Below are 23,696 nucleotides of genomic sequence, written 5' to 3'. Positions count from 1 at the left end.
CGGGAGTTGTTGCCTGGCGGGCATCTTAAGGCGTGCGGGCGGGACTTTAGCCCCGGATGGCGAATCGGGACCGACGTACCGACCGCCCACGCCTCCGGCCGCCAGAACGCGAAAGGCCCCTCCCCGCCAGGGAAGAGGCCTTCCGTGCGACGCGGGGACGAAGCTTACTTCTTCAGCTTCGCCGCGATCGCCGCGCCCAGGTCGCCGGGCGACTTGACGGTGGTGACGCCGGCCTTTTCCAGGGCCTCGAACTTGCCGGCCGCGGTGCCCTTGCCGCCGGAGGCGATGGCGCCGGCGTGGCCCATGCGCTTGCCCGCCGGGGCCGAGGCGCCAGCGATGAAGCCGACCACGGGCTTGGTGACGAACTCGGCGATGAACTCGGCCGCTTCTTCCTCGGCGGTGCCGCCGATCTCGCCGACCAGGATGATGCCCTCGGTCTGCGGGTCTTCCTGGAAGAGCTTGAGCGCGTCGATGAAGTTGGTGCCGTTGATCGGGTCGCCGCCGATGCCGATGCAGGTGGACTGGCCCAGGCCGGCGTCGGTGGTCTGCTTCACGGCTTCATAGGTCAGCGTGCCCGAACGGGACACGATGCCGATCTTGCCGGGCATGTGGATGTGGCCCGGCATGATGCCGATCTTGCACTCGCCCGGGGTGATGACGCCGGGGCAGTTCGGGCCGACCAGCACGACGTCGTCGTAGCCGGCCAGGGTGTTCTTGACGCGCAGCATGTCCAGCACCGGGATGCCTTCGGTGATGCAGACGATGACCCGGATGCCGGCGTCGGCCGCCTCCAGGATGGCGTCGGCCGCGAACGGCGGCGGCACGTAGATGACCGAGGCATCGGCGCCGGTTTCTTCCACGGCTTCGGCCACGGTGTTGAAGACCGGCAGGCCGATGTGGGTGCTGCCGCCCTTGCCCGGGGTGACGCCGCCAACGACCTTGGTGCCGTATTCGAGCATCTGCTCGGCGTGGAAGGTGCCCTGCTGGCCGGTGAAGCCCTGGACGATGACCTTGGTGTTCTTGTCGATCAAAACGCTCATGGAATGATTGTCCTTGGGGGATCAGGCGGCGGCCGCGACGGCCTTCTTGGCGCCGTCGTTGATGTCGTCGGCGGGCTGGATGGCCAGGCCGGAGTTCTTGAGGATCTCCTTGCCCTTGTCCACGTTGGTGCCTTCCAGGCGCACGATGACCGGCACCTTGACGTCCACTTCCTTCACCGCGGCGATGATGCCCTCGGCGATCATGTCGCAGCGCACGATGCCGCCGAAGATGTTGACGAAGATCGCCTTCACGTCCGGGTCGCGCAGGATCAGCTTGAAGGCTTCGGTGACGCGCTCCTTGTTGGCACCGCCGCCGACGTCGAGGAAGTTCGCCGGCTCGCCGCCGTTGAGCTTGATCACGTCCATGGTGGCCATGGCCAGGCCGGCGCCGTTGACCATGCAGCCGATGTTGCCGTCCATGGTCACGTAGTTGAGGTCGTGCTGGCTGGCCAGCACCTCGGTTTCGTCTTCCTGGCGGATGTCGCGCATGGCCAGCAGGTCGGCGTGGCGGTAGCCGGCGTTGTCGTCGGAGTTGATCTTGCCGTCGAGCACGGCCAGGTCGCCGTTGGTCAGGATGGCCAGCGGGTTGAGCTCGACCAGCGCCAGGTCCTTTTCATTGAACAGCTTGTACAGGCCCATCATGATCTTGGTGAGCTGGCCCACCTGCTTGGCGGTCAGGCCCAGGCTGAAGCCCAGCCCGCGGCACTGGTAGGGCTGCAGGCCCTGCACGTAGTTGACGTGCAGCGACTTGATGGCGTCCGGGTTGGTCTCGGCGACCTTCTCGATCTCGACGCCGCCCTCGGCGGAGGCGATGAAGGTGATGGACCGCGTGGCGCGGTCGACCAGCACCGACAGGTAGAGCTCCTTGGCGATGTCGGTGGCCTGGGTCACCAGCACGCTGTCCACCGGCAGTTCGACGCCGGCGGTCTGGTAGGTGGACATCTTGGTGCCGAGCATGCCCTTGGCGTAGGCGCGGACCTCGTCCAGGGTCTTGGCCAGCTTGACGCCGCCGGCCTTGCCGCGGCCGCCGGCGTGGATCTGCGCCTTGACGACCCAGAAGTCGCCGCCAATGGCCTTGGCCGCGTCCACGGCCTCGTCGGAAGTGCGCGCAACGCGGCCGGCCGGGACGGCGATGCCGTAGTCACCGAACAGCTGCTTGGCCTGGTATTCGTGGAAGTTCATGCCGATACCTGTGTGGGGAGGGGGTCGCGAACGGGGGCGGTATTGTCGCCGACCCGGCCCACCCAACGCAAAAGCCCCTGCGCCAGCCGACCGGCCGCGAGGCATACTGGGCGCCATGGCCCCCGCCCCCCACAAATCGCCCGGCCCCAGCCCCCAGCGCCGCGAGCTCTATTTTTTCAACCTCTACCGCACGCTGGAGGCGGCCCTGCTGGCCCTGGTGGCCTTCAGCCCGGCCGGGGAGTACCTGCTGCAGATCCGCCAGCCGGCCCTCTTGCAGTCAATGGTGGTCCTTTACACCGTGGCCGCCATCACCCTGCTGGTGGCCGGCTACCGCAGCGAACTTCCCCCGTCCCGCCAGGCCGCGATCGGCCTGGGCATCGACATCGCGGTCGCCGCGGCCGTCTTCAGCACCACCTCCGGCAGCCAGGGCGGCGTGGCACTGCTGCTGCTGTTCAACGTCGGCGCCGGCGCCCTGATCCTGTCCCAGCGCGTGGGCCTGGGCTTCGCACTGGCGGCGTGCCTGGTGGTGCTGCTCGACAGCCTGTACCTGCGCACGGTGGACATCGCCAACGCCCGGCCCCTGGCGGAGTCGGTGATGTTCTCGGTGACCTACCTGGCCACGGCGGTGCTGTGCGAACTGCTCAGCCGGCAGGTGCTGGAGTCGCAGGCCCTGGCCGAACAACGCGGCGAAGAACTGGCCAACCAGGCCGAGATCAACGAACTGGTGATCCGGCGCATGCGCACCGGCATCCTGGTGGTGGACGGCGAACACCGGGTAAAGGTCTGCAACGAAGCCGCCTGGGGCCTGCTGGGCAAACCCTCGCCCGAGCGCCGCCAACTGGCCGATATCGCCATGAGCCTGCACCGGGCCCTGCTGGCCTGGCGCCAGGGCCGGGGCGAGACCCCCAAGGCCATGACCCTGGGCGAAGGCGCGCCCGAAGTGCTGCCGCGCTTCGTCTCGCTCAGCCTCACGGACAACCTGTTCCTCATCTTCCTCGACGACAGCCGCCTGTATTCGGACCGCGCCGAGGAACTGACCCTGGCCACGCTGGGCCGGCTGTCGGCCTCGATCGCCCATGAAATCCGCAACCCCCTGGCCGCCATCATGTATTCGGTGCAGCTGCTGGAGGAAACCGCCCAACTGCCCGAGGCCGACCAGCGCCTGCTGGAAATCATCCACACGCAGTGCCAGCGCATGAACGGCATCGTCCAGGACATCCTGGGCCTGGCCCGGCGCGAGCGCAGCCAGCCCGAATCGATCGACATCAGCCAGTTCGCCCGGCGTTTCGTCGATGAATACCGGGCCAGCCACCCGCTGGAAACCGACGTGCTGCAGGCCGTCAGCGAACGCAGCGTGCTGGCCATGGCCGACCCCCGCCACCTGCACCAGGTGCTCACCATCCTGGTCCAGAACGCCCTGACCTACGGCCGCCTGCCGGGCGAGCCGGCCAAGGTCACCGTGTCGGTGCGCAGCGCCCCGCCGGGCGCCCCGCCGGAACTCAACGTGATAGACCGCGGCCCCGGCATCCCGGCGCCCGTGGCCGCCCAGATATTCACGCCTTTCTATACGACCAGCGAACACGGCACCGGCCTGGGCCTCTACATCGCCCAGCAATTGTGCGAGGCCAACCAGTGCAGCCTGAGCTACCAGCCCGTGCCGGGCGGCGGCAGCTGTTTCCGCATCATCATGCCGCCGGGCATGACCCTGATGCAGCATCCGGCCGGCCCGGGACGGCTAAATCTGGCCTGAAACACCCGGCATCGGCTAATGTACGTGGGTCCCCAGCCCCCCGAACCCGCATGGCCACCGCCCGCAGCGCACTGGTAGTAGATGACGAGCGCGACATCCGGGAACTGCTTGTCCTGACCCTGGGCCGCATGGGCCTTCGGGTGGACACCGCGGCCGACCTGGCGTCGGCCCGCGCCCAGCTTGCCCAGGCGAGCTACGACCTGTGCCTGACCGACATGCGCCTGCCCGACGGTTCGGGCCAGGAGCTGATCGAACACATTGCCCAGAAGTACGCCGACATCCCCGTGGCGATGATCACCGCCTTCGGCAACGTCGAGGCGGCGGTGACGGCCCTGAAGGCCGGCGCCTTCGACTTCGTCACCAAGCCGGTGGACCTGGCGGTGCTGCGCCGCCTGGTGCAGCACGCGCTGGACCTCAACCAGCAGCGCAAGACCGCGCCGGCCAGCGCCCGCCTGCTCGGCGATTCGGCGCGCATGCAGCAGCTGCGCCAGACCATCCAGCGCGTCGCGCGCAGCCAGGCACCGGTGTACATCAGCGGTGAATCAGGCGTCGGCAAGGAACTGGTCGCCCGGCTGATCCACGAACAGGGCTCGCGCGCGGGCGGCGCCTTCGTGCCGGTGAACTGCGGCGCCATCCCGTCCGACCTGATGGAAAGCGAGCTCTTCGGCCACAAGAAGGGCAGCTTCACCGGCGCCCACGTGGACAAGGAAGGCCTGTTCCAGGCGGCGCAGGGCGGCACGCTGTTCCTTGACGAAGTCGCCGAGCTGCCGCTGCACATGCAGGTGAAGCTGCTGCGCGTGATCCAGGAAAAATCGGTGCGCCCGGTCGGCGCGCCGGCCGAACTGCCCGTGGACGTGCGCATCCTGTCGGCCACGCACAAGAACCTGGCCAGGCTGGTCGAAGAGGGTCGCTTCCGCCAGGACCTTTATTACCGCATCAACGTCATCGAGCTGGCGGTGCCGCCGCTGCGCCAGCGCCGCGAGGACATCGCGCAGCTGGCCGAGGCCATCCTCAAGCGCCTTGCCGGCGAGACCGCCGATACCCTGCCGGCGCTGAGCGAGGAAGCCGAGGCTGCGCTGACGGCCTATCCCTTCCCCGGCAACGTGCGCGAACTCGAGAACATCCTCGAGCGCGCGGTGGCCCTGTGCGACGGCCAGCGCATCGAGGTGGCCGACCTCTACCTGCCGCAGGTGGACAGCCTAATCGGCACCGAGGACGACATGCCGCTGCGTCCCGTCGCCGCCGCACCCTCGCCCGCCGTGCCGCCCGGCATGGCCGATGGCACCGCCCTGCCCGACGCGATCGAGCAGATGGAGCGGGAAACCATCCAGAAGGCGCTGGAAGCGAACCGTTACAACAAGACCAAGACGGCGGCGCAGCTGGGCATTACGTTCCGGGCGCTGCGGTACAAGCTGAAGAAGCTGGGAATGGAGTGAAAAAAACAGGGCGCGCTACTGCGCGCCCTGCTCCAATTGCACACGGTCGGCCCAGGCCATCAGGAACGAGCGCGAGTAGCCGTAGAGTTGGCTGAGTTCGACGTCGCGGCCGACGCTCCGCTCCATCGGCAGCACCTCTTCCGGCTTCCCGCTGGCAATCGCGCCCAGCTCTGCGATCACGAGCATGTGCTCGCGGATCGCCGCGGGACGCGACGGATCCAGCGCGGCCAGGGCCTCCAGGCCCGCCTGGTGCATCGTGGCGGCATCCCGGCGCGCGGTAGCGTCATAAGCCGCCAGGACGAGACGGGCAGGCTCCGGAAGATCGGCCGGAATCCAGCCCGGATTGATCCAGACGCCCTCGTGGTCCTGGGCAGGCAGGTGGGAGAGTGAGTTGTCGGCCACCACTGCGATCGCCGCCAGCCAGTCGTCGAGCCCGTCAGCGGGAATTCCGGTGTTGCCTGAATCGATCAGCAGTGAGAGTGCATTGGCCAACTCCGGGGAAACCTGCCTTTCGGAGAGCGCTTCGCCGGAAAGAAGTGCCGTGTGAATGTTGCGGGCATTCCAGTGGAACTCAACGGCTGAACTGTCCGGCACGAGGGTGATGTTGTCGCTGATGGAGGCCGGCTCGCGGCCATCGGTCATCTCGACGATGGGCATGCCGGCACGCGTGAGCCATACCACGCTCTCGGCGCCCAGACGGGCAAACCGCGCGCGCGGGGCCTCGAGCGCGACAACGGGCAGATAGTCCGAATAGGGCTCGGCGCCGTAAAGGTAAACCAGCGTGCGCAGTACTTCCTGCGACGCGACGCGACGCACCCTGATGTCGCCTTCCCGGGCAACGCCCACCCGCGCGAGTTCCGCCGCAAGCGCCGGATGTTTCAGGCTGGACATATTCAGTTCCGGGAGTGGCGTTTCGCTCGCGACGAAAAGGATGTCGGCGTCGCTGGCCAGGTAGGCGTCCACGTAGGGGAACTCCTCCACCAGCGCCGCCACCATCGTCAGCAGGAGCGGATCATCGAGCTCATAGCTCTGCAGCCACTGGACGACGATGCCTTCATCATTGAGGTGCCTGCGCATGAAGGCATAGAACTCTTTGGTGAACAGGCTGGCGACGCCGCTCACCCAAGGGTTGGACGGTTCGGAAACGATCACGTCGTAGCGCCGGTGACCCGTGGAGAAGTAGGTGCGGGCATCGTCGATGTGGATGCGGGAACGCGGGTCCTTGTAGGCTCTTGCCACCCGGTCGCCGAAGAGCGAGGCGCCATCGATCATGGCGCGCTCGATCTCGATCGAATCGACCCGGTCCGGCACCGGGCTGCCCAGCAGGGTGTGCGTGCTGAGTCCCGAGCCCCAGCCGATCACGGCGACCTGCCTGGGGTTGGGATGGATCGCCAGCGGCAGGGCCCCGGCCATGAGCATGGTTATCTCGTCGGCGGTGGGCGGGCCATCGGGCGAAAGCTCGAGCGACGCGTCGGGCTTTCCGTTGGTGGAAATGGCGGCCGTGGTTCCCTGGGTCGACACCGCAACCGTGGCAGTCTTGCCATCGCGCATGAACCTGACCTTGGCGTCTCCCGGCAGCACGACGTCACCCGTGCGGAAAACGCCAGAAGCCAGCGCCTCTGGGCTCGGGCGACCGACCAGCAGGCTCACAACCAGCGCCACCAGGGTCGCGGACATGGCACCCAGGTAATTGCTGGGCCGCACGCTGTCGGCGAACAGGCGCAGCAGCACCAGGCCCAGGACGATATCGGCCAGCGCCGCCACCGTCACCGCGAGGCGCAGGCCCATGAACGGAATCAGCACGTGCACTGCCAGCGCCACGCCGAGGATGGCGCCGAGCGTATTGGCCGCGTATATCCGTCCGATGCTGGCTTCACCCGCGCCCCGGCGCAGCAGCGCCATGGTGAACAACGGCAGCGTCATGCCGGCAAAGAACGCGGCCGGGAACATCACCAGCAGCGCGATGATGCCGCTGCCGAAGCTGAAAAGCGCGTAACCGAAGTCGTCCCGCGGGAGCATCGAAAGCAGCCAGCTCACGCCGCGGAAGCTCTGCCCGAAGATGGGAATGGAGATCAGCGCCGCAATCCCCATCCAGACCTGCGCGTAGCCGGCGTACTGCACGGCGTCGCGAATGGCATCACTTTTTCGGCGGATCCACAGACCGCCGAAGGCGAGGCCCAGGATGAAGGCCGCCAGCATGAGCTCGAAGGAGTGCAGGGTCGTGCCAAGCGACTGGTTGAGCATGCGGACCCAGCCAATCTCGTAGACGAACGAGCTGGCACCGGTGACCAGTGCCGCCAGCAACATCATCCGGTAGAACCCGACCGTCGGCCGCCCCGCCGCCGCCGTTGGCGATTCCTTCGTAGGCGCGGGCGACGCCATGCTGCCCGGCAGGGGCATGGCATCTACCTGCCTGGACACCATGAAGGCAAGCAGGCCGACCAGCAGGTTTACCAGGCCAGCGGTGACCATGGCGCCGGGCATCCCCACCGATGGCAACAGGACGAACGTGGCAAACAGGGCGCCGAAGGCGGCGCCGATGCTGTTGGTGAAATACAGGCCACCGAGGATCTGGCCGTCGGCCCTGGGCGCAACGCGCAGGTAGCCGCCGCTCATCAGCGGGAAGGTCATTCCAAGAAGAATGCTCTGGGGCGCGATCAGCAGGGCCGCGCTGCCCCACTGCCAGGCCCTGACGGCCAGTTCGGACTCGAGCGCCGGATAGACCACTCCCTGCGAGAACCCGGAGTAGGCCTGGAACAAGGGATGGAAGACCAGGCCGGCCAGGCCGATGAGGATCTCGACGACGGCATAGGCGAAGATCAGGCGCTTCCAGTTCACGCCCCGGCGGCTCACCAGCCACGCACCGGCCGCCATGCCGCCCATGAAGATCGCCAGGACCAGCGTCTGCGCGTAGGCGGCATGACCCAGGCTAAGACCCAGGTAATGGGACCAGATAGCTTGGTAAATGAGCCCGGCGAACCCGGACGCAACGAACAGCGCGAGCAGCGCGCGCTCCAATCCCCAGCCCTGGACCTTCATCCAATACTCCCCTTGGTTGATGGGCGGAAGAATAGCCGCAAATCCGACCGGGACCAGTCGCACCGGCAAACTGTGAGACCCATCACAGTGTTAATTGGCACAAAATGACGCTCTGCGTCACATTGTGACCTGATGCTCAAAAAAGCCCACCGTTGTCCCCTTCCAAGCTGGCCTTGCGTTAGTCCTTATGCCTATATTCCGGCCTGTGACGGCCGTCAAACAGCTGGCACAGTTGATGCTTCACTGAAATAGCACGTGCTTCGGCACGGCTACCCACGGAAGGGAATTCCGTCTCGACACGTGACAATCACAATCCACCTAGGGGATTCACCCATGAAAAACATCCAGAAAGGCTTCACCCTGATCGAACTGATGATCGTGGTTGCGATCATCGCGATCCTGGCCGCCATCGCGCTGCCGCTGTACCAGGACTACATCGCCCGTTCGCAGGCGACCGCCGGCCTGGCCGACATCCGTGGCGGCGTGACCGCGTACGAAGAGTTCGTCCAGCGCGGTTCGGTCACCGTGATCACTGCCCCGGACGTCATCGGCCTGAGCGCTTCGACCCCGCGCTGCTCCACCATCGCGGTCACCGCCAGCACCTCGGGTACGATCATCTGCACCCTGCGCGGCAACCCGATCGTCAACACCAAGACCATCACCCTGAAGCGCGTTTCCGCCACGGGTCAGTGGAACTGCACCAGCACCATCGCCCTGTCGAAGCACAAGCCGGGCAACTGCGCCTGAGTTTTTGCGTGACGTGGTAATCGGAAGGGGCGGTTCGCCGCCCCTTCCTACTTTGAACCCCCGGCACTTGTTAGATTCCCGAGCTCCCCCCGCTCGTCATCACCAGCCAGCAGGTGGGTTATGCATCAGTCCAAGGGATTCACACTCATCGAGTTAATGATCGTCATCGCGATCATCGCCATCCTTTCGGCGATAGGCGCGGCGATCTACCAGGACTACACGATCCGCGCGCAGATGACCGGCGGACTGGCCGACATCGCCACGGGCCGCGCGCCATTCGAGTCGCAGTTGGTGGCCGACAGCAACACCACGTTCGCTGCCACAGACCTTGGCCTCCCGGCCAGCACCCCGCGCTGCAACCCGATCAACATTTCGGCAGCCGCCAATGGCTACATTGAGTGCGTACTCGTCGGACACCCGGCCATCGCCGGCGGCCAGCTGCGCCTGAGCCGTTCGAGCGCCGGCGTCTGGACCTGCAACACACCGGCCGGCACGCCCCAGAAATACAAGCCAGCGCACTGCAACTGACGTTTCCCCGGAGCGGTGTTCGTGGCCTTACACTAGCCCCCGAGACCCGCCCGAGCAGAGCCGATGACCCACGCCCAGCGTTTCCTGCTTCCAGCCGCTGTCCTGCTGCTGGTCACCGCACTGGCATACTTCCCGGCACTCAGCGGTGGTTTCCTCTTCGACGATTATTCGAACATCGTCCACCGCGAACAGATCCATGCCGAACAGCTCGACGCAGACAGCCTGCTCGCGGCGGCATCGGCCTATGGCGGACTACTGGGCCGTCCACTGGCCACGATCAGCCTGGCGATCGACCATTCGATCTGGGCCCTGGATCCCTTCGGTTACAAGCTCACCAACCTGCTGATCCACCTGGCGAACGTGCTGCTGGTTTTCGCGCTGGTGCGCCGGTTGCTTCCCGAGCGCCCGGAAAACACCCTCGCCGCACTGATGCCGCCGGCGGCCGTGGCATTGGCGTGGGCCATCCATCCCCTGCAGGTCTCCACGGTGGCCTATGTGGTGCAGCGCATGGAAATGATGGCACTGGCCTTCGTGCTGCTGGGCTTGCTGGCCTACCTGCGTGGACGGCGCCTACAGATGGCCGGGGGCAACGGCTGGCCCTGGGTTGCAGGCGCTTTCGCGATTGCAGCCATCGGTCTGCTGTGCAAGGAAACCGCCGCGCTTTTCCCGGCATACACCCTGGCGCTCGAGCTGACGTTGCTGCGCTTCGCGGCGACCGATGCACGAGCCGGGTCGAGAATCAGGATGGGCTACGTGGTCTTTGTGACGGCGGCCCTGTTGGCGTTTTTCTTCGTGCTTGTGCCGGCTTATGTCGCGCCCGAGGTCTATGCCATCCGTGACTACGGCCCGGGCGAGCGTCTGCTTACCCAGCTAAGGGTGCTGCCGACCTACCTGTCCTGGATCGTGCTGCCGCAACCGGCCTCCTACCTTTTTTATTACGACCACCTCCAGGCCTCACGCAGCCTGCTTGATCCGCTGACCACGCTGTTCGGTGGACTGTTGCTGGCCGCGCTGGCGGCATTGGCCTGGGCGAGCCGGCACCGGGTGCCCCTGCTCTCGCTTGGACTGATGTGGTTCTTTGTATCGCACGCCCTGAGCAGCAACGTGGTGCCGCTGGAGCAGGTGTTCGAGCACCGCAACTACTTCGCGATCCTCGGCATCGTGCTGGCCATCGCATCGCTTGTGCTGCGAATGCCAGCCGGAAGAATCCACTGGCTGCGCCCGGCCACCGTCGGCGTTGTCCTGGCCGGCCTGCTGGTGCTGACCCTGATCCGCAGCGCGACCTGGGGCGATCCGCTGCACCTGGCGATGTCGCTGGTGGCACGCAATCCCGATTCCTCGCGCGCCAGCATGGACCTGGGGGAGCAGTTCATGATCCGCGCCAACAACGATTCGTCGTCGCGCTTCTACGCGCTCGCCGAATCCGAGTTCGAAAGGGGCTCGCGCGTACCCAATGCCTCGCCAATGCCCGAGCAGGGCCTGATCGTGCTTGCCGCCACGGCCGGGCAGCCGGCCAAGCCCGAATGGTGGGACCGCATCGTCTCCAAGCTCAAGAACCGGGCCATCGGGCCACAGGAGCTGGGCATGATCACGGGCATGCTGAGCATGCGCCAGCAAGGCGTGGAGTTTGACGACGCCCGCTTCGCCGAGGCCTACCTGGTCCTGGTCGACCGCATGGACATGCCGCCGGGCCAGTATTACGCCTTCGCCGACCACGCCCTCACCCTGCTTGGCGACGAATCGCTCGCAACAGGGCTGTACCAGGCCGCCATCGACCATGGCGACGCCGAGTTCGCCAGTGCCGTGGTGCAGGCGCTGCTTGACGCAGGCCACCGTGACATCGCCCGCGCCGTCGCTGACCATGCCGCCAACACCGGACTGGCCGTGATCGAGCTGCCGCCGGAGACCGGCAGGTGACGAAGGCACACCCGCTGGTCAGCATCGGCGTGCCGGTATTCAACGAAGCGGCACACATCGATGAGGCGCTGGCCAGCCTGCGGTCCCAGGACTACCCGAACCTGGAAATAATCATCTGCGACAACGCCTCGACGGACGAAACGCTCGCGATATGCAGGCGCCATGCTGCGGAGGACGCGCGAATCCGCATCGACGTGGCGCCGGCCAACCGGGGCGTTACGGCCAATTTCCGCCGCGCGGCGGACCTGGCCTCGGGGGAGTTCTTCATGTGGGCCTCCGGACATGATCTCTGGACCCCGGGCCTGGTTTCCGAATGCGTGGACCTGCTGATCGCGCACCCGTCGGCCAGCCTGGCCCACGCCAGCACCGAATGGATCGGGCCGGACGGGCTGCCCTACCCACGCCGGAGCGGCTGGAGCGACACCCGGGGCATGGCCCCGGCGGCACGCTTTTTCACGGTGTTCTGGGGCAGCATGAATCCTGTTCTGGGGGTGATGCGCCTGGACCGGCTGCGTGAATGCGGCCCACTGCCGGCGACCGTCGGCGGCGACCTGTTGCTGCTTTCCGCCCTGTCGCTTTCGGGCGACTTCCTGCATGCGCGGAACGGCTCATGGTCGCGCCGCGAATTGCGCTCTGAGAGCCACTACGGCGCCAAGCTCTCCCGGTACACCTCGCACGGATTCGGCGTTTCGCGCTCTTGGATCTCGCGCAGGCTGCCGCTCCTGGGCTTGCCGGTCGCATTGGCGGGGATCATCGTCCGCGCGCGTCTGGGGTGGCTGGACAAGGTGCTCGTGCTGGCGTCGCTGCCGACGCTCCTGTTGCTGCGCTACGTCGTCGGCCGGCGTCCGACCTGAGGCCGGGCGCACCGCATGATTCCGCCTCGCCGATTGCTGCAGCTGTCCCGCCGCGCCTTCACGCCGGTGGCGCTGGCTTTCCTGCTGTTTGCCGCCTGGACGGCGCGCGACGCATTCCTGCAGGCGCTGTCGCTGGCCCGGGCCGGACCGGTGCTGCTTGCCATCCTGGCCTGGTCCGGGACGCACCTGCTGGTACCGCTGATGGTGCATGCGCTGCTGGCGGCGCTCGGGCGCAGCCCCGGCTACCGGGCGACACTGCGCATCCACTTCGAACGCCTGCCCGCACGCTACCTGCCCGGCGGCATCTGGCACACGGTCTCGCGGATTGCCGACCTCAGTACGATGGGTTTCGGCCGGCGCACGCTGGCCGCGCTGGTCGCGCTCGAAAACCTGCTTCCACTCGGGCTGGCCCTCCTGCTGGCGGGCCTGGCCTGGTTCGCAGACGACAAGAATCCGCAGGTCGCCGGGTGGCTGCTCGCCGGCGGCGCCGCCACGCTGCTGTTGCTTCCTTTGCTCGCGTCGCGCCTCGCCGGCCACGCAGTGGTGATGCGCGCCTACGCCGCCGCCTTGCTTCCGGCGACCGCTTTCTGGCTGATCGCGGCCTTTGCGTTCACCACTTACTGGCTGGCCTTTCCTACGGCCTCGGAGGGCCAGGCGATGCTTGAGATTGCCTCGGCCTACCTCCTGGCCTGGGCCAGCGGCTTCGTCGCGGTTTTTGCTCCACAGGGCATGGGCGTGTTCGAGGCCGTGGCCGCCTCCCTGCTCAGGGGCGCGCTTCCCTTCGCCGGCGTGGCCGTGCTGGTCGCCGGCTTCCGCGCAACCTTGCTGGCCGGCGATGCACTGGCCTACCTGCTGTACCTCGCTTTGCGCCGCCCGGCAGCCCGCAATAGCGATCATTGACACCCACCCGGTGCCGTCGCTCTAATCCAGTACGCGCTCCGAACTTTCGAAGCAGCGGTTTTCCGGGGGTTTTGATGAAGGCAGTGATTCTGGCGGGCGGGCTCGGTACGCGTCTGAGCGAAGAAACCGGCACGCGCCCGAAGCCGATGGTCGAGGTCGGCGGCAAGCCGCTGCTCTGGCACATCCTGAAGATCTACTCCGGTCACGGGATCAACGACTTCGTGATCTGCCTTGGCTACAAGGGCTACCTGATCAAGGAGTACTTCGCCAACTACTTCCTGCACACCTCGGACGTGACGTTCGACCTGGTCAACAACCAGATGCAGGTCCACCATCGCCACGCCGAGCCCTGGCGCGTCACCCTGGTCGATACCGGCGAGCATACCCAGACCGGCGGTCGGCTCCGGCGCGCTGCCGAGTACCTCGACGACGAAACCTTCTGCTTCACCTATGGCGACGGGCTGGCGGACGTCGACATCACCGGCGAGATAGCCTTCCACCGCGAAAGGAAAACACTGGCGACGGTGTGCGCGGTGCAGCCGCCCGGACGCTTCGGCGCGCTCGACATCGAAGGCGCGCGCATCACGCGCTTCACCGAGAAGCCACAGGGTGACGGCAGCTGGATCAACGGCGGATTCTTCGTGCTCGAACCGGGCGCGCTCGACTACGTCGAAGGCGACGCCACCATCTGGGAGCGCGAGCCCCTGGAGGGCCTCGCAAGGGACGGACAACTTTCGGCTTATACCCACGCCGGGTTCTGGCAGCCAATGGATACCTTGCGGGACAAGACCCGGCTGGAAGAGCTCTGGGAGGGCGGGAAGGCACCGTGGAAGTCCTGGACCTGACTTCGGCCTTCGGGGGCGCGTACGTCGGCCGACGCGTCCTGGTGACCGGCCACACCGGGTTCAAGGGCTCCTGGCTTTGCCTGTGGCTGCAATCGATGGGGGCGGACGTCGCCGGCTACGCGCTGGACCCCGACACCACTCCTTCGCACTGGCAGGCGCTGGGACTGCATATTTCCCGCGACATCCGCGCCGACCTGCGGGACCCCCGGGCGGTGAGCGCGGCGCTGGATGAATTCCAGCCGGAACTCGTCGTGCATCTTGCCGCGCAGCCGTTGGTCAGGCGCAGCTACCGGGATCCGACAGGCACCTTCGAGACGAACGTCGTCGGCCTGGTGAACCTGTTCGAGGCGGTGCGTGCCTGCCCGTCGGTGCGCGCAGTGGTCAACGCCACCACCGACAAGGTTTATGAACCACCTTCCCGACCGGAGGGATATCGCGAAGCCGATCCGCTGGGTGGCCACGACCCCTACAGTGCCTCGAAGGCCTGCGCCGAAATCGTCTCTGCGAGCTACCGGCGCAGCTTCTTCCGGACGGGCGACGAGCGCGTCGATCCGGTCCGGCTTGCCACGGCGCGCGCCGGCAACGTGATCGGCGGTGGCGACTGGGCCGAAGACCGCCTGGTGCCCGACCTCGTGCGCGCGACCATGGCCGGGCAAACGCTGCATTTGCGCAATCCCGCCGCCACGCGCCCCTGGCAGCACGTTCTCGAACCCCTGTCGGGTTACCTGGAACTAGGCCGGCGCCTGCTTGCCGGCGAAGACGTGGACCGGGCCTGGAATTTCGGGCCTGCTTCCGCCGACTGCCTCACTGTCGGCGAGGTGGTGGCCGCGCTTGCCCGCCATTGGCCCGGCATCGAGGTCGCCACCACCCCTGGACCGCATCCACACGAGGCGGGACAGCTGGTGCTCGACAGCAGCGCGGCGCGCGGACAGCTGGGCTGGAAGCCGGTCTGGGATGCTGCCGCTGCCCTGGCGCGCACGGCGACCTGGTACCGGGCCTTCCTTGCCGATGGTCGGCTGCACAGCACCCGGGACCTCGACCAATACGTTGCCGATGCACGTTCCGCGGGCCTGCCATGGGCCGGTTGAAACTTGTCCCGATGCCGCTCCCGGGCCTGCACCTGGTCGAAAGCCTGGCGGCCGACGATGCGCGTGGGCGTTTCCAGCGGATCTTCTGCGCGCAGGAGCTGGCGGCTATCCGGCCGGACCTGCAGGTCGCCCAGACCAACCTGTCGCTGACGCGGGGTCGCGGGTCGCTTCGTGGCCTGCACTACCAGTCGCCGCCGTCGGCGGAGTGGAAACTAGTCCGCTGTCTTCGCGGCAGCGTGTACGACGTGGTGGTCGACCTTCGCACCGGCTCGCCCACCTTCCTGCGATGGCATGCCGTCGAACTGGCCGGCGGGGACAAGCGGGCCCTGTTCATCCCGGAAGGTTTTGCACACGGTTTCCAGGTGCTCGAAGACGAGGCCGAACTGCTCTACCTGCATGGCGCGCCCTGGTCGCCCACCCACGAAGGCGGGCTGCGCCACGACGATCCGCGGCTGGGCATCCCCTGGCCCCTGCCGGCCAGCGGCCTTTCGGAACGCGACCTTGCCCATCCCCTGCTGACGCCAGAATTCACCGGAATCGTCCTATGAAATGCCGCGCCTGCGCGCAACCACTGGAAGAGGTGTTCCTGGACCTGGGCACCGCGCCCCCCTCCAATGCCTACCTGTCGTCCGCCGAGCTCGCGCGGCCCGAAACCTGGTTCCCCCTGAAGCTGTACACCTGCGGGAACTGCCGGCTGGTGCAGGTGGACGAGGTGGAGTCGCACGACCGGCTGTTTTCCCCCGACTACGCCTATTTTTCTTCCTATTCGCGCTCGTGGCTGGCGCACGCCGAGCGCTACGTGGATGAGGTCGTGCCAAGACTCGGACTCGGCCCGCGCAGCTTCGTGGTCGAACTGGCCTCAAATGATGGCTACCTGCTCCGGTACGTCGCCGAACGCGGCATTCCCTGCCTGGGCATCGAGCCCACCGAGAGCACGGCGCGGGTCGCGCGCGAGCACGGCATCGAGACGCTCACTCAATTCTTCGGGGCCGGCCTGGGCGCCCGGCTCAAGGCGGAACGCGGTGGCGCCGACCTGGTGGTGGGCAACAACGTGCTCGCGCACGTTCCCGACATCAACGACTTCGTGGCCGGCATCGCCGCCCTGCTGGCGCCCGAGGGCGTGGCCACGCTCGAATTCCCGCACCTGATGGAACTGGTGCGCAAGCGCCAGTTCGATACCGTGTACCACGAACACTTTTCCTATCTTTCCCTGCAGGTGGTCGAGCGCATATTCGCGGCCCAGGGGCTGCGGGTGTTCGACGTGCAGGCCCTGCCGACCCACGGCGGCTCGCTACGGGTCTGGGCCTGCCTGCCCGGGGCGGTCCGCGAACAGACCGCAGCCCTGGCGAAGATGAGGGAGGCTGAAAGCGCGGCCGGCATGGACGCGCTCGACTGGTACCGCGGCTTCCAGCGTCAGGCCGAAGAGGTGAAGGACGAGTTCCTCGCCTTCCTGCTCGAACAGAAGCGTGCCGGTCGCCGGGTGGCGGGCTACGGCGCCGCGGCCAAGGGCAATACGCTGCTCAACTTCGCCGGCGCGCGAAGCGACCTGCTTGCCTTCGTCGTCGATGCATCCCCGCACAAGCAGGGTCGTTTCCTGCCTGGCTCGCGCATCCCCATCGTCGCGGAAGGCCGGCTGCGCGAGGAAAAACCGGACTTTGTGGTCGTGTTCCCGTGGAACCTGCGCGACGAGATCACCAGCCAGCTGGCCTACGTCCGGGACTGGGGCGGCCAGCTCGTCTTCGCGGTACCGCGGCTAGAGGTGGTGGCGGCGTGAGGATTGCCGTCAGCGGGGCGAGCGGCTTCCTCGGCCGCCATACCTGCGCCGCGCTCGCGGCGACCGGTGCCGACCTGGTGCTGCTACGCCACGCCAGCGACCCAGGCCTGCCCTCGGCGCAGGTCGTTCACGCGGACCTCGGCCAAGCACCCGACCCCGAGCTCTTCGACCGGCTCGGGCGGCCGGACGCTCTGCTGCACCTGGCCTGGGGCGGTCTGCCGAACTACGCCTCGCCCCACCACGTCCAGCAGGAATTGCCGCGCCACACCCGCTTCCTGGAGTCCTTGCTGCGCAGCGGACTTCGTCGCCTCGTGGTCGCTGGAACCTGCCTGGAGTACGGCCTGCGCGAAGGCGCCCTCGACGAGTCGATGCCGGCCGCACCGACCACCGCCTACGGCCAGGCCAAGGATGCCCTTCGCCGCCACCTGCAGACCCTGCAGGCGGAGCTGGGCTTCGACCTGGCCTGGGCAAGGCTGTTCTATCTCTACGGCCCCGGACAGGCGCCAACCTCGCTGTACTCCCTGGTGCAGGCCGCCGCCCGCTGCGGCGACCCCTCCCTTCCCATGTCGCCCGGGGACCAGGAGCGGGACTTCCTTCCGGCAGCGGAGGCCGGACGGCTGCTGGCCTGGCTTTGTCTCAACGCGGGGAATGTCGGGGTAGTCAACATCTGCAGCGGAAAGCCGGTCGCCGTCAGGACGATGGCCGAAACCTGGCTGGCGGAACTTGGCTCCGGGCTTCGGCTCGATACCGGGCGGCTGCCCTACCCCAGCTACGAACCGTTCGCATTCTGGGGCCGACGTGACAAGCTTGACGGACTGCTGGAGTCTGCATGAACGATCGGGAGCTACTGTTTCTGCCGGACCTTCCCGTCTATCAGAACAAGATGTACCAGGATCCGGCCGCGGCCAGGGCCTGCCCACGGGGCAGGCTGCGCCTCGTGCAGGACGGCCGGACTGGTCTCGTGTGCAACCGCGATTTCGAGCCTGGCCTGCTCAGCTACGACCCGAGCTACCAGAACGAGCAGGCGCACTCCGAAGCCTTCCAGTCCCATCTTGCCGAGGTACTGGCCGTAGTCGGCCGGCACTTTCGCGGGACCCGGATCCTGGAGGTGGGCTGCGGCAAGGGGCGTTTCCTCGGGATGATGCGGGCTCAGGGTCATGACGCCATCGGCATCGACCCGGCCTACGAAGGAGATGACCCGGGCATCCTGAAAAGGCATTTCACCCCGGATGCCGGCGTCCGCGGCGATGCCATCGTGCTCAGGCATACGCTTGAGCACCTGGACGACCCCGTCGGCTTCCTCGACGGTCTGCGCGAGTCCAACGGCGGCCGCGGCCTGATCTACATCGAAGTTCCGTGCCTGGACTGGATACTGGCTCGCCGGGCCTGGTTCGATTTTTTCTATGAACACGTCAACTATTTCCGCCCCGGCGACTTCCAGCGATTATTCGGACGCGTGCTGGAGGCCGGCCACCTGTTCGGTGGGCAGTACCTGTATGCCGTGGCCGACCTGGCCACGCTGCGCACCCCGGCGTCCTTGCCACCGGCAACGCCGGTGACGGTGCCGGCCGAGCTTTTCGGCAACATCCACTCGGTACTTGCCCGGGCGGCCGACGGCCACCGCACCGTCGTCTGGGGGGCGGCAGCCAAGGGGGTGATGTTTTGCCACCATGCGCGCGCGCACGGCCTGGACGTTTCGTTCGCCATCGACATCAACCCGGCCAAGCAGGGCTGCTTCCTGGCGGGCAGCGGAATTGAGGTACTGTCACCCGCTGACGGACTGCCGCGCCTGGCGCCCGGCGACCATGTCGTGGTGATGAACTCGAACTACCTCGACGAGATCACGCGGGCCGGTGGCCCGCACCTGGACTACATTCCCATGGACAACCCGTGACATGAACAGCTTCGAAGATGAAGTCCGCCAGCGCATCCGCGCGCAGGGCGACGACAAATTGCTCGGTGAGACCTCGGACGCTTTCATGCGCCAGTCCATCCAGGGTCGCTATTCCTACAACTTCAGCTGGATGGGCCGCCCCATCATCCAGTACCCGCAGGACATGGTCGCGATGCAGGAGATCCTCTGGCGGCTGCAACCCGACCTGGTCATCGAGACCGGCATCGCGCACGGCGGCTCGCTGGTCTTTTACGCCTCGATCCTGGAACTGATCGGCAAGGGACGCGTGTTGGGCATCGACATCGACATCCGCGCGCACAACCGGGCCGCGATAGAAGCCCATCCGATGGCTCGCCGCATCGACATGATCCAGGGCTCCAGCATCGACCCCAAGGTCGTGGCCGACGTTTCGCGCCGCGCGAACGGCCTGCGGACGCTGGTCGTGCTCGACTCCAACCATACCCACGACCACGTGCTCGCCGAGTTGCGGGCCTACGCCCCGCTGGTCAGTGTCGGCAGCTATTGCGTGGTGTTCGACACGGTGGTCGAGCACCTGCCGGCAGGACTCTATCCGGACCGCCCCTGGGATGTCGGCAACAATCCCAAGACGGCCGTGAATGCCTATCTGGCCGAAAACGCCGACTTCGAGGTGGATGACGACCGCGAAGCCCAGCTGCTGATAACGGTCGCACCCGGCGGCTACCTGAGGCGCGCGCGCTGAAGCCGCTCCCTCAGGGGTCGCGGCGATAGGTCAGGTTGGTGATCTGCTCCGACACCAGGCCGATCAGGAAGATGATCACGGCCGCGCTCAGCAACAGCGCGCTCATGTTGGTGAAACGGTGCTGGGTGGCGAACGTAAAGCCGTAGTACCCCAGCCCCAGCAGGAAGAACCCGGCGGCCGCGGGCACGAAAAGCTTGAGCGGCGAATACAGGGTCGCGATCTTGAAGATGATCAGCAGGAACCGGATGCCGTCCTTCAGCGGCCGGATGTGGCTGGAGGTCCCGACCCTGCGGTCGACCCGGATGGGCAAGTAGGCCACCGGGTAGGCACTGCGGAAGAAAGCCATGGTGCTGGTGGTCGGGTAGCTGAATCCATTCGGCAGCAGGTGCAGGAATTCCTTGAACTTGTCCGCGCGCGCCGCGCGGAAGCCCGAGGTCAGGTCCAGCACCGAATGGCCGGTCATCCAGCTCGCCAGGCGGTTGTAAAGGCGATTGGCCAGGCCGCGGCCGACGCTGGCCTGGCCGGAACCGTCGCGCGCCCCCACCACCATGTCGTAGCCCTCGTCGAGCTTGGCCAGCAGCGCCGGGATATGCCCGGGGTCATGCTGGCCATCGGCGTCCAGGAACACCAGCACGTCACCGCCGGCCGCGCGGGCACCCCGCTTGATCGCCGCGCCGTTGCCCATCGAATAGGGGGACGACAGCACCCGCGCCCCGGCGGCACGTGCGATATCGGCGGTTTCGTCAGTCGAGCCATCATCCACCACGATCACTTCGGCGCCGGGCAGGGTCTCGGCGAGGGCCGGCAGTGTCCGGCGAAGTCCCTCGGCCTCGTTCTTGGCTGGGAGGATGATGCTGATTTTCATGATTTCCCCGGATCCGCCTGATTCTGGGGTACTTTACACGGACGCCCGGCAGCCGGGACGGCCCCCGCGGGGGCTGGCCGAACGGCTGTTTTGGGTTAGAGTGGCCGCCATGGCGCGGCTCGGGGAGGAAGGGTGAACGCCAACGCGACTGCCAATCTGGTGGGGATTACCGGCATTGCCCGGCGGCTGGTGCTGGATGGCCACCTGGCTGAAGCCGACGCCCGCAAGGCGCTGGACGAGGCCACCAAGGCCAAGCAGCCGGTGCACCGTTACCTGCTGGACAAGAAGCTGGCCACCGCGGCCCATATCGCCGGTGCCAACGCGATCGAATTCGGCATGCCGCTGTTCGACGCCTCGGCCCTGGACCTGAACCAGGCGGCGACCAAGCTGGTCAGCGAAGAACTGATCACCAAACACCAGGCGCTGCCGCTGTACAAGCGCGGCAACCGGCTGTTCGTGGGCATTTCCGACCCCACCAACACCCGCGCCCTGGACGAAATCAAGTTCGCCACCAACCTGACGGTCGAACCGATCCTGGTGGACGAGGACAGGCTGCGCAAAACCATCGACCTGGCTCTGACCGCCTCGGATTCGATGGGCGACAGCATGGACGATGCCGAGGGGCTGGAGAACCTCGAGTCCAGCTCGGGCGACGACGATGCGGCCGACAACCTGGCCGACAGCAAGGGCGGCGACGACACCCCGGTGGTGCGCTTCGTCAACAAGGTGCTGCTGGACTCGATCAAGCGCGGCGCCTCGGACATCCATTTCGAGCCCTACGAAACCGAATACCGCGTGCGCCTGCGCATGGACGGCATCCTGCGCACCGTCGCCAAGGCCCCGGTCAAGCTGCACCCGCGCATCAGCGCCCGCCTGAAGGTCATGGCCGCCCTGGACATCGCCGAGCGCCGCCTGCCGCAGGACGGCCGCATCAAGCTCAACATCTCCAAGACCAAGCAGATGGACTTCCGCGTGTCCACCTGCCCCACCCTGTTCGGCGAAAAGGTCGTGCTGCGTCTGCTCGACGGCAGCGCGGCCAAGTTGGGCATCGACAAGCTGGGCTACGAGGAAGACCAGAAGCAGCTCTACCTCGACGCCCTGGCCAAGCCCTACGGCATGATCCTGGTCACCGGCCCCACCGGCTCGGGCAAGACGGTGTCGCTGTACACCGGCCTGAATATCCTCAATACCGACGAGCGCAACATCTCCACCGCCGAGGATCCGGTCGAAATCCGCGTGCCGGGCATCAACCAGGTGCAGATGAACGTCAAGAAGGGCATGACCTTCGCGGCCGCGCTGCGCAGCTTCCTGCGCCAGGACCCGGACGTGATCATGGTCGGCGAAATCCGCGACCTGGAAACCGCCGAAATCGCCGTCAAGGCGGCCCAGACCGGTCACCTCGTGCTCTCCACCCTGCACACCAACGACGCCCCGCAGACGGTCAGCCGCCTGATGAACATGGGCATCGCGCCCTACAACATCACCTCGTCGGTCACCATCATCATCGCCCAGCGCCTGGCGCGGCGGCTGCACGACTGCAAGACACCGGTGCAGCTGCCCGAGAACGCGCTGCTGGCCGAGGGATTCACGCCCGAAGAGGTCGCGGCGGGAATCACCCTCTACGAACCGGTCGGCTGCGACGACTGCAACGACGGCTACAAGGGCCGCCTGGGTATTTACCAGGTGATGCCGATGGCCGAAGGTATCCAGAAGATCATCCTCGAGGGCGGCAATGCCCTGCAGATCGCCGAGGCCGCCAAGCAGGCGGGTGTGCGCGATCTGAGAGACTCTGCCCTCATGAAGGCCAGGCAAGGCGTCACCAGCCTGGCTGAAGTCAACCGCGTGACCAAGGACTAAGCCATGGCGACCACCGCTGCGAAAGCGAAAGCCCCCGCGACGCGTACCTCCGATATGCAGCAATTCCTTTGGGAGGGGACGGACAAACGCGGCGTCAAGATGAAGGGCGAAACCACGTCCAAGAACGCCAACCTGCTGCGCGCCGAACTCAGGCGGCAGGGCATCAGCCCGACCGTGGTGAAGACAAAATCCAAGCCGCTGTTCGGCGCCTCGGGCAAGGCCATCTCGGCCCAGGACATCGCGGTATTCAGCCGCCAGATCGCCACCATGCTGCAGTCCGGCGTGCCGATGGTGCAGAGCTTCGAGATCCTTTCCACCGGCCAGAAGAACCCGCGGATGAGCAACATGCTCACCGACATCCGCGACAACATCGCCGGCGGCAGCTCGCTCAGCGAGGCGATGGCCCGGCATCCGGTGCAGTTCGACCTGCTGTTCCGCAATCTCACCCGCGCCGGCGAAACCGCCGGCGTGCTCGACACGGTGCTCGACACCGTGGCGACGTATAAGGAACGCACCGAAGCCCTGAAGGGCAAGATCAAGAAGGCGCTGTTCTACCCGGCGGCGGTGATGGCCGTGGCACTTCTGGTCAGCTCCATCCTGCTGATCTACGTGGTGCCGCAGTTTGAAGCGGTGTTCCAGGGCTTTGGCGCCGACCTGCCTGCCTTCACACAGATGATCGTCAACGCCTCCCGCTTCATGACCAAGTGGTGGTGGGCCATCCTGTTGATCGCCGTCGGCTCGGTCACTGGTTTCATCTTCATCTACAAGCGCTCCGAAGCATTGCAGCGCACGATCGACCGGCTGATGCTCAAGCTGCCGGTCATCGGGCAGATCCTCCACCAGTCGGCTATCGCCCGCTACGCGCGCACCCTGGCCCTGACCTTCAAGGCCGGCGTGCCGCTGGTCGAAGCCCTGGAAACCGTGGCCGGCGCTACGGGCTCGATCGTCTACAACGACGCGGTCAAGCGCATCCGCGAAGACGTCTCGGTCGGTTACCAGCTGAACGTGGCCATGAAGCAGGTCGGCATCTTCCCGCACATGGTGGTGCAGATGACCGCCATCGGCGAAGAAGCCGGCGCCCTGGACACCATGCTGCTGAAAGTGGCTGAGTTCTACGAGCAGGAAGTCGAAAACTCCGTGGACGCCCTGGCCAGCCTGATCGAGCCCTTCATCATGGTGGTCATCGGTGTGCTGGTCGGTGGCATGGTGATCGGCATGTACCTGCCGATCTTCAAGCTCGCCGCCACGACGGGCTGAGC

20 protein-coding genes are annotated in these 23,696 nt (G+C 66.6%); 16 read left to right on the top strand and 4 right to left on the bottom strand.

Features of this window, described 5'->3' with window-relative positions; translation table 11 throughout:
• Nucleotides 1-164: 164 nt before the first annotated feature.
• Complete coding sequence (gene sucD, locus ACYVJH_RS12790; protein ID WP_460455035.1) at nucleotides 165-1,040, bottom strand: succinate--CoA ligase subunit alpha; 876 nt, start codon at nucleotides 1,038-1,040, stop codon at nucleotides 165-167.
• Between the two features lie 21 nt (nucleotides 1,041-1,061).
• The gene (sucC, locus tag ACYVJH_RS12785; protein WP_460455034.1) at nucleotides 1,062-2,222 is read right to left on the bottom strand and encodes an ADP-forming succinate--CoA ligase subunit beta; all 1,161 of its coding nucleotides are present in this window, start codon (nucleotides 2,220-2,222) and stop codon (nucleotides 1,062-1,064) included.
• A 115-nt stretch (nucleotides 2,223-2,337) separates the two neighbouring features.
• Here sucC and ACYVJH_RS12780 point away from each other — a divergent pair, with 115 nt between their 5' ends.
• Complete coding sequence (locus ACYVJH_RS12780) at nucleotides 2,338-3,972, top strand: sensor histidine kinase (protein WP_460455033.1); 1,635 nt, start codon at nucleotides 2,338-2,340, stop codon at nucleotides 3,970-3,972.
• A 50-nt stretch (nucleotides 3,973-4,022) separates the two neighbouring features.
• Nucleotides 4,023-5,408 (top strand): sigma-54-dependent transcriptional regulator, encoded by a 1,386-nt coding sequence (locus ACYVJH_RS12775; protein WP_460455032.1) that lies wholly within the window; start codon nucleotides 4,023-4,025, stop codon nucleotides 5,406-5,408.
• A gap of 15 nt (nucleotides 5,409-5,423) precedes the next feature.
• Here the strand turns inward: ACYVJH_RS12775 and ACYVJH_RS12770 are convergent, their stop codons facing one another.
• Complete coding sequence (locus ACYVJH_RS12770; RefSeq protein WP_460455031.1) at nucleotides 5,424-8,447, bottom strand: fused MFS/spermidine synthase; 3,024 nt, start codon at nucleotides 8,445-8,447, stop codon at nucleotides 5,424-5,426.
• A 333-nt stretch (nucleotides 8,448-8,780) separates the two neighbouring features.
• On the opposite strand from ACYVJH_RS12770, the gene ACYVJH_RS12765 reads away from it, so the two are divergent.
• From ACYVJH_RS12765 to ACYVJH_RS12710, 12 genes are all read left to right on the top strand, one after another.
• Nucleotides 8,781-9,194, top strand: coding sequence for a pilin (locus tag ACYVJH_RS12765; protein WP_460455030.1), 414 nt, complete (start codon nucleotides 8,781-8,783; stop codon nucleotides 9,192-9,194).
• 120 nt (nucleotides 9,195-9,314) lie between these two features.
• The gene (locus ACYVJH_RS12760) at nucleotides 9,315-9,722 is read left to right on the top strand and encodes a pilin (RefSeq protein ID WP_460455029.1); all 408 of its coding nucleotides are present in this window, start codon (nucleotides 9,315-9,317) and stop codon (nucleotides 9,720-9,722) included.
• Nucleotides 9,723-9,785: 63 nt separating this feature from the next.
• Nucleotides 9,786-11,639, top strand: coding sequence for a hypothetical protein (locus tag ACYVJH_RS12755; protein ID WP_460455028.1), 1,854 nt, complete (start codon nucleotides 9,786-9,788; stop codon nucleotides 11,637-11,639).
• Nucleotides 11,636-12,493 carry a glycosyltransferase family 2 protein gene (locus ACYVJH_RS12750; RefSeq protein ID WP_460455027.1) on the top strand — a complete coding sequence of 286 codons (858 nt, stop codon included), beginning with the start codon at nucleotides 11,636-11,638 and terminating at the stop codon, nucleotides 12,491-12,493. Before ACYVJH_RS12755 ends, ACYVJH_RS12750 begins: the two co-directional genes overlap by 4 nt.
• Before the next feature lie 15 nt (nucleotides 12,494-12,508).
• Nucleotides 12,509-13,393 (top strand): hypothetical protein, encoded by an 885-nt coding sequence (locus ACYVJH_RS12745; protein ID WP_460455026.1) that lies wholly within the window; start codon nucleotides 12,509-12,511, stop codon nucleotides 13,391-13,393.
• A gap of 74 nt (nucleotides 13,394-13,467) precedes the next feature.
• Nucleotides 13,468-14,238 (top strand): glucose-1-phosphate cytidylyltransferase, encoded by a 771-nt coding sequence (rfbF, locus tag ACYVJH_RS12740; RefSeq protein WP_460455025.1) that lies wholly within the window; start codon nucleotides 13,468-13,470, stop codon nucleotides 14,236-14,238.
• Nucleotides 14,220-15,326: a CDP-glucose 4,6-dehydratase gene (gene rfbG, locus ACYVJH_RS12735; protein WP_460455024.1), complete on the top strand. Its 1,107-nt coding sequence runs from the start codon at nucleotides 14,220-14,222 to the stop codon at nucleotides 15,324-15,326. The genes rfbF and rfbG overlap by 19 nt, the downstream gene beginning before the upstream one ends.
• Before the next feature lie 11 nt (nucleotides 15,327-15,337).
• Entirely contained in the window at nucleotides 15,338-15,874 is a 537-nt protein-coding gene (locus ACYVJH_RS12730; protein WP_460455023.1) for a dTDP-4-dehydrorhamnose 3,5-epimerase family protein, read from the top strand.
• Complete coding sequence (locus ACYVJH_RS12725; protein WP_460455022.1) at nucleotides 15,871-17,100, top strand: methyltransferase domain-containing protein; 1,230 nt, start codon at nucleotides 15,871-15,873, stop codon at nucleotides 17,098-17,100. Before ACYVJH_RS12730 ends, ACYVJH_RS12725 begins: the two co-directional genes overlap by 4 nt.
• Complete coding sequence (locus ACYVJH_RS12720; RefSeq protein ID WP_460455021.1) at nucleotides 17,097-17,933, top strand: NAD-dependent epimerase/dehydratase family protein; 837 nt, start codon at nucleotides 17,097-17,099, stop codon at nucleotides 17,931-17,933. Before ACYVJH_RS12725 ends, ACYVJH_RS12720 begins: the two co-directional genes overlap by 4 nt.
• 128 nt (nucleotides 17,934-18,061) lie before the next feature.
• Nucleotides 18,062-18,994: a class I SAM-dependent methyltransferase gene (locus tag ACYVJH_RS12715; RefSeq protein WP_460455020.1), complete on the top strand. Its 933-nt coding sequence runs from the start codon at nucleotides 18,062-18,064 to the stop codon at nucleotides 18,992-18,994.
• 1 nt (nucleotide 18,995) lies between these two features.
• Complete coding sequence (locus tag ACYVJH_RS12710) at nucleotides 18,996-19,715, top strand: cephalosporin hydroxylase family protein (RefSeq protein ID WP_460455019.1); 720 nt, start codon at nucleotides 18,996-18,998, stop codon at nucleotides 19,713-19,715.
• A 10-nt stretch (nucleotides 19,716-19,725) separates the two neighbouring features.
• Here the strand turns inward: ACYVJH_RS12710 and ACYVJH_RS12705 are convergent, their stop codons facing one another.
• The gene (locus ACYVJH_RS12705; RefSeq protein WP_460455215.1) at nucleotides 19,726-20,583 is read right to left on the bottom strand and encodes a glycosyltransferase family 2 protein; all 858 of its coding nucleotides are present in this window, start codon (nucleotides 20,581-20,583) and stop codon (nucleotides 19,726-19,728) included.
• A 129-nt stretch (nucleotides 20,584-20,712) separates the two neighbouring features.
• Here ACYVJH_RS12705 and pilB point away from each other — a divergent pair, with 129 nt between their 5' ends.
• Complete coding sequence (gene pilB, locus ACYVJH_RS12700) at nucleotides 20,713-22,437, top strand: type IV-A pilus assembly ATPase PilB (protein ID WP_460455018.1); 1,725 nt, start codon at nucleotides 20,713-20,715, stop codon at nucleotides 22,435-22,437.
• 3 nt (nucleotides 22,438-22,440) lie between these two features.
• Nucleotides 22,441-23,694, top strand: a complete 1,254-nt coding sequence (locus ACYVJH_RS12695; protein ID WP_460455017.1) for a type II secretion system F family protein — start codon at nucleotides 22,441-22,443, stop codon at nucleotides 23,692-23,694.
• Nucleotides 23,695-23,696: the final 2 nt, after the last annotated feature.

The sequence above is a fragment of the Arenimonas aestuarii genome, from assembly GCF_054781715.1.
The sequence above is the reverse complement of the archived record's forward strand: the minus strand, read 5'-3'. Positions and strand labels throughout refer to the sequence as shown.

Bases quoted from the DNA above. Each gene is read 5' to 3' on its own strand.
- rfbF (WP_460455025.1), top strand. From the start codon at position 13,468: ATGAAGGCAGTGATTCTGGCGGGCGGGCTCGGTACGCGTCTGAGCGAA.
- ACYVJH_RS12745 (WP_460455026.1), top strand. From the start codon at position 12,509: ATGATTCCGCCTCGCCGATTGCTGCAGCTGTCCCGCCGCGCCTTCACG.
- ACYVJH_RS12770 (WP_460455031.1), bottom strand. From the start codon at position 8,447: ATGAAGGTCCAGGGCTGGGGATTGGAGCGCGCGCTGCTCGCGCTGTTC.
- ACYVJH_RS12710 (WP_460455019.1), top strand. From the start codon at position 18,996: ATGAACAGCTTCGAAGATGAAGTCCGCCAGCGCATCCGCGCGCAGGGC.
- ACYVJH_RS12725 (WP_460455022.1), top strand. From the start codon at position 15,871: ATGAAATGCCGCGCCTGCGCGCAACCACTGGAAGAGGTGTTCCTGGAC.
- ACYVJH_RS12780 (WP_460455033.1), top strand. From the start codon at position 2,338: ATGGCCCCCGCCCCCCACAAATCGCCCGGCCCCAGCCCCCAGCGCCGC.
- ACYVJH_RS12730 (WP_460455023.1), top strand. From the start codon at position 15,338: ATGCCGCTCCCGGGCCTGCACCTGGTCGAAAGCCTGGCGGCCGACGAT.
- ACYVJH_RS12765 (WP_460455030.1), top strand. From the start codon at position 8,781: ATGAAAAACATCCAGAAAGGCTTCACCCTGATCGAACTGATGATCGTG.
- sucC (WP_460455034.1), bottom strand. From the start codon at position 2,222: ATGAACTTCCACGAATACCAGGCCAAGCAGCTGTTCGGTGACTACGGC.
- ACYVJH_RS12760 (WP_460455029.1), top strand. From the start codon at position 9,315: ATGCATCAGTCCAAGGGATTCACACTCATCGAGTTAATGATCGTCATC.
- ACYVJH_RS12775 (WP_460455032.1), top strand. From the start codon at position 4,023: ATGGCCACCGCCCGCAGCGCACTGGTAGTAGATGACGAGCGCGACATC.
- ACYVJH_RS12755 (WP_460455028.1), top strand. From the start codon at position 9,786: ATGACCCACGCCCAGCGTTTCCTGCTTCCAGCCGCTGTCCTGCTGCTG.
- sucD (WP_460455035.1), bottom strand. From the start codon at position 1,040: ATGAGCGTTTTGATCGACAAGAACACCAAGGTCATCGTCCAGGGCTTC.
- ACYVJH_RS12695 (WP_460455017.1), top strand. From the start codon at position 22,441: ATGGCGACCACCGCTGCGAAAGCGAAAGCCCCCGCGACGCGTACCTCC.